General features: G+C 69.5%; 5 protein-coding genes and 1 pseudogene. All 6 read right to left on the bottom strand.

All coding sequences use genetic code 11. From position 1 onward, the window contains the following. Positions 1–679, bottom strand: a pseudogene (locus D7Y15_RS13250) (DUF2380 domain-containing protein); the annotation flags it as partial. Next, positions 669–956 carry a hypothetical protein gene (locus D7Y15_RS13245; protein WP_148712755.1) on the bottom strand — a complete coding sequence of 96 codons (288 nt, stop codon included), beginning with the start codon at positions 954–956 and terminating at the stop codon, positions 669–671. The pseudogene D7Y15_RS13250 and the gene D7Y15_RS13245, both read right to left, overlap by 11 nt. 125 nt (positions 957–1081) lie before the next feature. Beyond that, on the bottom strand, positions 1082–2338 hold the full coding sequence (locus D7Y15_RS13240; protein WP_121752795.1) for a protein kinase: 1257 nt from the start codon (positions 2336–2338) through the stop codon (positions 1082–1084). A 174-nt stretch (positions 2339–2512) separates the two neighbouring features. Further along, positions 2513–4333 (bottom strand): serine/threonine-protein kinase, encoded by a 1821-nt coding sequence (locus D7Y15_RS13235; protein ID WP_211486768.1) that lies wholly within the window; start codon positions 4331–4333, stop codon positions 2513–2515. Positions 4334–4342: 9 nt separating this feature from the next. Further along, positions 4343–5263, bottom strand: a complete 921-nt coding sequence (locus D7Y15_RS13230) for a DUF2381 family protein (protein WP_121752794.1) — start codon at positions 5261–5263, stop codon at positions 4343–4345. Positions 5264–5400: 137 nt separating this feature from the next. Next, complete coding sequence (locus tag D7Y15_RS13225) at positions 5401–7680, bottom strand: RTX toxin (protein WP_121752793.1); 2280 nt, start codon at positions 7678–7680, stop codon at positions 5401–5403. Positions 7681–7692: the final 12 nt, after the last annotated feature.

Genomic DNA, 7692 nt, shown 5'->3' with positions numbered 1-7692 from the left:
CGCGATGAAGGTCCACGAAGAGCTTCTCGGCGCTGCACATGGGGCAGTTTCTGAGAATGGCGTCCGCGAGGTGGAGGAAGTCCACCCAGGTGGCCAGCAGGAGCGTCCCGAACTGAGCCGCCTGGAGCTTTGGCCCCGTCATGCGCAGCAGGCCCAACTCCATGTCAGTGTCGCCAACTTCCGAGGCCGCCTCCGTCAACGCGGTGGCGCTCCCAAGCGCGCCATGAAGCCACGTCACCTGCTTGGAGCCCTGGTCGAGGTAGCGCGTGAAGACGCCGGTGAGGCTGAAGCCCCAGAGGTCCGGAGGACGGGCCGCCAACTGGGTGAACGCGGCCTCGACGCGGGACAGGGAGCCCTTCACGTCTTTCGTCGCGTCGAGGACTGCCTGCCGCGTCAATGCATTGCTCCGGGCCCCGCCCCCGACAGCGCCGTCTCCCACGGCGGTCACGTCGTCACGCGGCTGCTGGCGGCGCAGGAGCCGTTGCTCAGACCCGGAGAGGACGCGGGGGAGAGCGTTCCATGCGCGCGGGGGCTCGTCGTTCGGAGCCGCCACCCAGGCGGGCGAGGAGTCCTCTCGCGGCGCATGGCTCAAGCTTCGGCCACGCCCATGCGCTTGCGGCACGGAGGCGCATCCCATGGCCATCAGCACCAGGGCCAGCAAGAGGGCATCAGCGCGCATGGTCCACCCCCAGGCCCACCGAGGCGAAGGCCCCCGGCCGCGGCGTCCCCTGCGGCGTGGGGGAGAGCAGCGTGCCGCCCATCCCCATCGCGTAGAGCTTCCCGCCCAGCAATCGCCAGCGGGCTTCGGCAGCCCCCAGAATGAGGGTCGGCTCCACCTGGAGGAAGCCCTCGTCCGCGCCCCTCCCCGCGCGCGGCACCTCCGGGACGTCCCCGGCCCATGCGGCCACCGGCAACAGCAGCCACAGCCAGACAGCCCCACTTCGCGTCATTCGCATCCACGCCCCCTGGGAGTGACACCTCCCGAGGAGAGCAAAGGACACACGTCTGACATTCAGCCCGGCACCCGCGGGCCCAGCGCTGCCACACAGGGGGAAGGTCGGCTGCGTCGAGCCAGCGACTGTTAATGCCGTGGCAGGCGCAAGGCGCCCGGTCCCGGCTCTGTCGTCGTCTCGTCCGCGCTGCGCAGCGGGCGCGGCTCCGTGCGGATGGCGTCCTGACTCCGCGACGGAAAGGCTGGGACGATGCCACCCTCGTCCTCCAGCAGATTCAGCTCCTCCATGGCCTCGCCGCCTTCAAAGAGGGCGGTCTCTACTTCCTTCACCGCATCCGCCGCGCTGTACGGCCCCAGCCGCGCGAGCTGCCCGCGCAACTCCAGTTCCAGCGCCGCCGCTGTCGGGTAGCGAGACGCCGGCTCGCGGCACAGCAGCCGGAGGAAGACGGAGCGCGGCGAGGTGGACAGCCCGAACGCGGCCTCCTTCACGTCCTTCCCGCTGAACACCATGGCGCGTTGGACGGCGTCCTCCACGAAGGGCGGCAGGTTCATGTCCATTGTCGTGGTCATGGCCGCGAGCACGCGTTGGCTCTGCTCCCGCGAGAGCCGAGGGGACTCGTCCTCCACCTTGAGATTCCCCGGGTAGTAGAGGTGTCGCCCCGTGGCGAACTCCAGCAGCACCAGCCCCAGGGAGAAGAGGTCGCTTCTCGCATCCGTCACCGCCCCCACCAGCGCCTCGGGTGAAGCGTAGATGACTTCTCCTGGAGGACGCGGCAGCGTCGTAGCGAGGCGCCCTTGCAGACTGGAGCAAGCGACGCCGAAGTCCGTCAGCACCACGCCCCCACCAGGCCGCAGGCGGATGCAACCGGGGTTGATGTCCCGGTTGACGATGCCCAGCGAGTTGCCCGCGTCGTCCGTGCGGGTGTGTGCATGCGCAAGGGCCGCCGCCACCTCCGCGCCCACGTAGAGGACGAAGGCCTCGGAGAAGTAGCGCCCGCGCAGCTGGGCGATGGTGAGGAGGGTGTCCAGGCTGAAGCCTTCCACGCACTCCATGACGGCGCCCAGGCCTCGTGCCTCTCCAAACTTCATCTCGAAGAGGCCATGGACGCGGGCGATGTTGGGGTGCTGGAGGAATTGCGCCAGCCGCACCTCCTCTTCCAGCCGCGCCCGCGCCCGCTGGAACTTCTCCGGCGCGGCCCCTTCCGGCAGGGGCACGCACTTCACGAGGACCTTCCCCCTGTAGCCGGAGGGCGTTCGGGGCCGGGCGAAGAGGACTCGCTCGCCATTGCGGCCAATGCCCAGCTCCTGGAAGAACTCGTAAGCGGTTCCCGCGTGGGAAAAGAGGACCGTGCCCCCGGCGAGCCGGGAGTCAGCACCACTGGACATGAAGGGGGGCTCCTGAATGCCCGCGCGAGGGAGCCGCGCAAAGGCAGACGGAAAGCTACCTCCGGCTGCCTCCACGCGTGAACGACGCCAGGGGTCCTCTATTTCAAATTTTCCTGCTATCCCCGGAATGGGCCCCGCAGCGACGGAAACGCAACGCGTCTTTACGTTCCGGACTCAGGGCCAGCGGTCCACGGCGTAAGCCACGTCGACACGAGAGTAGCGAACTGCCCCCGGCTTGGAATTCTTGTAAGGCTCCACGGGACCGTCCTCCCCAATGGTGAAGCACACCGGAAGCGTGCGTCCGTCTGGGAGGTGCGCTTCGGTGTAGCGGGCCAGCAGGAACGTCCCGTCTCCCGTCCACAACCGGCCGGAGAACACCGTTCCCGTGGGGAGATACTTCCTGCCCTTGAAGACAACCCCTGTCACGGGGCCATCCCTGAACACCCCTGCATCCCCAGGATCGCCCGGCTGGCTCCTGTCGATGGTAACCAGCACAGAATCGCCCTTGCTCAAATGGAGCCCGTCGGGCTTGTCCCACGTATGCATGGCGTTGCGCGCTTCCTCGGGGCACGCCCCTGATTCAGGACGCACCTGGGAGCTGCTGGGGCAGCCAAGTTGCAAGACGACGGCGGCGCTCGCCGCGGCACACTTCGCGAGGAACTCCGCCCTGGAGCTGGAGGTGGAGTCCTTCTTGGACGGGCTTGCGACGATGGGAGCATGCTTCACGGCGGAGCTTTCCTTCCGGACAGGATCAAGAGGGGGCAAAGCTACCCCAGGGGACGACGCGGCCAGCATGTCGCCCGCGTCAGGTGAGGGGCCCGCATCCTGGAGGGACATGGGCGCTGGAATGAGAGAGGCGACTCCCGCATCCCCAGACGAAGTGGGCGCGGTCGGACGCACCACAACCTCACTGGAGATTGGATGCGACGCGGGGCGCAGCCACATGAAGGCCCCCGCCACGGCCGCCACGACGAGGAGCGCCACTCCGGCATCCACGGCGCGGGCCCGCCTCACGCGGCGGGCGGGGGGCGTTTCCTCATCCGTGTTGGAGGCGGGAGCGGTAGGGGGCTTCAAGGAGGGGACGTGGACGGGAACGGTCCATTCCGGTCCCGCTTCGCCCGCGAGGGCCGCCAACTCGCGGCGCATCACCTCCGCCGTGGGGGGGCGCTGCTCGGGCTCGCGCGCGATGAAGCGCATCGCCACGTCACTGAGTCCCGCCGGCACCCGCGCGTTCAACTCCCGGGCGGACCTGGGCACCCAGCGTCCCTCCACGGCCGCCTTCGGGGAACCGCTCGCGGGCTCCGCCGTCGTCAGCACGTCGTAGAGGCAGACGCCCAGCGCGTAGACGTCATCCGTCACCTTGAACTCGTAGCGCGCGCCCCGCTCGTCTCCATGCTCCTTGAAGAAGCGCGCAGCCTCGGGCGAGCGATAGCGGCGGGTGCCGGGCGGCAGTGGGGCATCCGTCAAGTCCTCGGCGTGCGTGTAGTCGCCTGCGCTGAAATCGAGGATGGCGGGCTCACCGTCCTTGGCGCGCACCATGATGTTGGCGAGCTTCAAGTCGCGGTGGAAGACGCCGCGCCCGTGCATGTAGTCCATCGCGCCCGCGAGCTTCTCGAAGACGCGGACCACCTCCTGGGCCGTGGGGTGCATCCGTTCCACCCACTCCGCCAAGGTGTAGCCCTCCACGAAGGTGAGCAGTACGTAGAGCCATCCCGTTTGGAAGTCCGGGAAGCGACCGAACCCGTGCACACCAACAATATTGGGATGCCGGAGATGAACGAGGCATCCCAACTCACGCATGAGCCGCGCGTCAGCCTGCTCCGCGTCTCCGCTGCTCGGGCGGTGCATCGCGATCTTCATCGCGAAGTGGTGGCCGTTCATCTCGACACGATAGACGGCACCGTAGGTGCCCGCGCCCAGCAGCTTCACCACGCGCCAGCCGTGAATCATGTACCCGGGCGGGAGCTGCGCGGGGTGGTGAATGACCGTCAACATGGCCGACCTCTACAGCGCAACAGATGGAACGAGAAGAGGACGCGTGCCCGTGGCATCCACCAATTCCAAGCGGAACAACGCACCGGCATCCCAGGCAGGGTCCTCCGCCTCCACCACAACGGTGCCAACCTCTCCGGGCCCAATCCGCGGCTGCTTCATGTGAACGCCGAGCACCCGCACCGGCACACCGCCCGTTGAACGGGTGAGGCGCGCTTCCGTGGGGGTCCAGGGCGCCTTGCCGTGGTTCTTCACCTCCAAGGACACCACTGCCCATGCGGTGGCCCGAAGGCTGAAGCCGTCCATGACACGCAGAGACGACTGCATCTCCGCCTCGGGCTGCTGAGCAACCCTCCTGGCCGATACCCCTTTCTCGTCGAGAAGCCCCGCCAGCGCGAGAGCCGCGGGGCTACCCGCATCGCCGCGTGCGCGGAGCGTGGCAATCTCGGCATCCTTGGCCGCAAGCTGGGCGCGCACCTCGGACAACTCCGCCTGAAGCGCCTCGGGAGCCAGTGGACGACGAGACACCTCGACGTGGGAGTCCACCTCCGATGGGCGCGACACAAGGGCGAAGACCGCATGCTCTGGGGATGCGCCATCCGTGAACCGCACCCGGAGCATCAGCCGCTCCCCCGCGCCAGGCTCCATCGTCGGCTTCAGGTTGATGGAGCGCTCGCCCACGTCCACGAACTGGAAACGGGCGCGGCCTTCCAACTCCACGGAGTTCCGGTCCAGCGCCGAATCGAGGACGAGGGTCGTCAGGATGCCCGCCGCGACTGGGACCTCCAGGACGGGCTCACCCGGGCGGGGGAGCGCAACCCGCCTGTCCCTGCGCTCGCGGACAGGTGATGCCGACTGAGCCTGGGCCGCCGTGAAGAGAAGCAGTCCCCCAAGCACCAGGGGCAGGTTCAACGCGGAGAAGGAGAAGGGCAAGCGGGACGGCCTCCGCCCGCGAAACTACCAAACCAGAAGGAATCACAGGCCTGGAAGCTCCGCTTCCGGTCCACGCGCGCGGGGGGCGTTCCACGGACACGCGGACGTAGGTTGCCATGGCCCTCCCGTGCGCGGTGTCAGGGCGACACGAGGAGGATGCCCCCGGCGAGCGCGGGTGCCTCGTCATCGCCGATGGCGCGCACGTGGCCGTAGCCGAGCTGTCCGGAGGTGTTGAAGCCCCAGCACAGCGCCCGGCCGGAGGAGAGCACGGCGCACGTGTGCTGGCCGCCCGCGGTGACGGAGGTGGCGGGAGCGCCGCCCACGTCGATGAACGCGGTGCCGGGAGCGGAGAGGGAACGAGTGTTGGCGTATCCCAGCCGTCCCCGGGCGCCGTTGCCCCAGCACTGGAGTTGGCCGGACTCGAGCAGGGCGCAGGTGTGCTGCGCACCGGCTGCGACCTGGACGGCGCGGAGGCCCGAGCCCAACGTCACGGCGGTAAGGGGCGTGGCGTAGTCGGGGTTGCCGTTGCCCACCTGTCCGTAGGCGTTGGCGCCCCAGCAGCGCAGGGCGCCGGTGTCCAGCAGGGCGCAGGTGTGGTTCGTGCCCAGGGCCAGCTGCACGGCGGTGCCGCCCACGTCCACGTCACCCGCTGACGACGGCAACTCGGTGTCACCGACATCATCATCACGGTTGTAACCCAGTTGTCCGTAGGCGTTGGCGCCCCAGCAACGTGGGCGGCCGGAGAAGAGCAGGGCGCAGGTGTGGTCGCCGCCCGCGACCAGGTCCTGCACGGGAGCGCCGACGGGGACGTCGGTGGTGGGCGGAGGCTCGTTGTCGCCCAGCGTGTCGGTGTGGCCCAGGCCCAGCTGTCCGTGGGTGTTGTCGCCCCAGCAGCGCACGTGGCCGGAGGAGAGGAGCGCGCAGGTGTGGCGGTCGCCCGCGGTGATGCGCAGCGCGCGTGCGCCGCCCAGGTCGACGGTGCCCACGCTGGCGATGGGTTCGTCGTCGCCGATGGTGCGCGTATGGCCCAGGCCGAGCTGTCCGGAGGCATTGGCGCCCCAGCAGCGCACGCGCCCGGTGGAGAGCAGGGCGCAGGTGTGGCCCAGGCCGGTGGCCAGCTGCACGGCCTTCTCGCTGGGAGCGAGGGGCACGGGGCCCTTCGACGCGGGCGTCTCGTCGTCACCGACGTTGGCGGTGCCGGTGTAGCCGAGCCGGCCCTGCGCGCCGCTGCCGAAGCAGCGCACGGAGCCGTCGTTGAGCAGGGCGCAGGTGTGGCTGTCCCCAGCGCGGAGCTGGGCGACGTCGGTGGGGCCGCCGGCCTGCACGGGAGCGTCGGGGAACTGCTGCGCGCCCAGGCGGTAGGTGGCGGTGGTGCGGGCCCCAGCGGCGTCGGTGACCTGGAGGGACAGCCGGCCCTGGAGCGAGGGTGCGTAATGCTGGAGGACGGTGGGGTTGGCCTGGGTGGTGAAGCCCGGAGCGGGCGTCACGGGCGCGTCCGGGATGAAGTTCCACGCGTAGTCGAGCGTGCGGGCGGGTTGATCATCCGACACGGTGGCGGACCACGCGACCTCGGAGGTGCCAGCGAGGCGGGACGCGGCCAGGCCCTGGATGACGGGAGCGAAGAGGATGCGCACGGTGGTGCCCAGCGAGTCCGTGGATTGATCCGCGGGAAGGACGCGCGTCACGAACGTGGTGCTGACCGAGTGCCCCGCCGGGTTCGTGACGGTGAGCGAGTGCGTGTAGTCCGTGGGGCTGGGGATGCCGAAGGGCGGCAGGTAGCGGGCGACGAAGGCGCCGGAGGTCCCGGTGAGCGTGAACGTCCCGCTGGAGGGCACGAAGGCGCCGCCGTCGTTCGCGGCGGTGAGGGCGAAGGTGAGGGCCTCACCGGAGGTGGACTCGACGAAGAAGGTGACGGTGGCGGGCTGGCCGAAGATGAGCTCGCCGGGGAGCTGGATGCGAGGGATGCGCGGCAGGGTGATGGGCGCGCCGTCGTTGGTGGGCGCCAGCGTGATGGCCACGGACTCCCGGTCCGCGATGAGCGTCTGCGTGGTGCTGCCCTGGAAGAGGAGCGCGCTGTTTCCGTCGTAGGCCCACGCGATGAAGGTGAGGGATTGATGGCGCGGCAGGGACGGCATGGTGCCGGACCACCCGGAGGGAGACGGCACCAGGTCGAAGTTGGAGAACAGCGCGCTGTGGCTGGCCGCGTCCTCCACGTCGATGCGGATGCGCGCCACGTCCGCGAAGGTGATGCCCAGCGCGCGCCGTGTCTGGGATTGGGAGCCGACGGTGTCCGCCGTGATGTTGAACGTCACCGCGGACGTCGGCTCCAGAGGTGTGTCACCCGTGGACGACGGAGCGGTGCACGCGGCGGCGGTGCACAACAGCAGGAGCGTGAGGGCGGCGGCAGGCTTCGTCATGGCTCACACGGG

The sequence above is a fragment of the Corallococcus sp. AB030 genome (genome assembly GCF_003668965.1).
In the GTDB taxonomy this organism is placed as follows: Bacteria; Myxococcota; Myxococcia; order Myxococcales; family Myxococcaceae; genus Corallococcus; species Corallococcus exiguus.
Note: the sequence above shows the minus strand (reverse complement) of the source record. Positions and strands in the feature narration are given on the sequence as shown.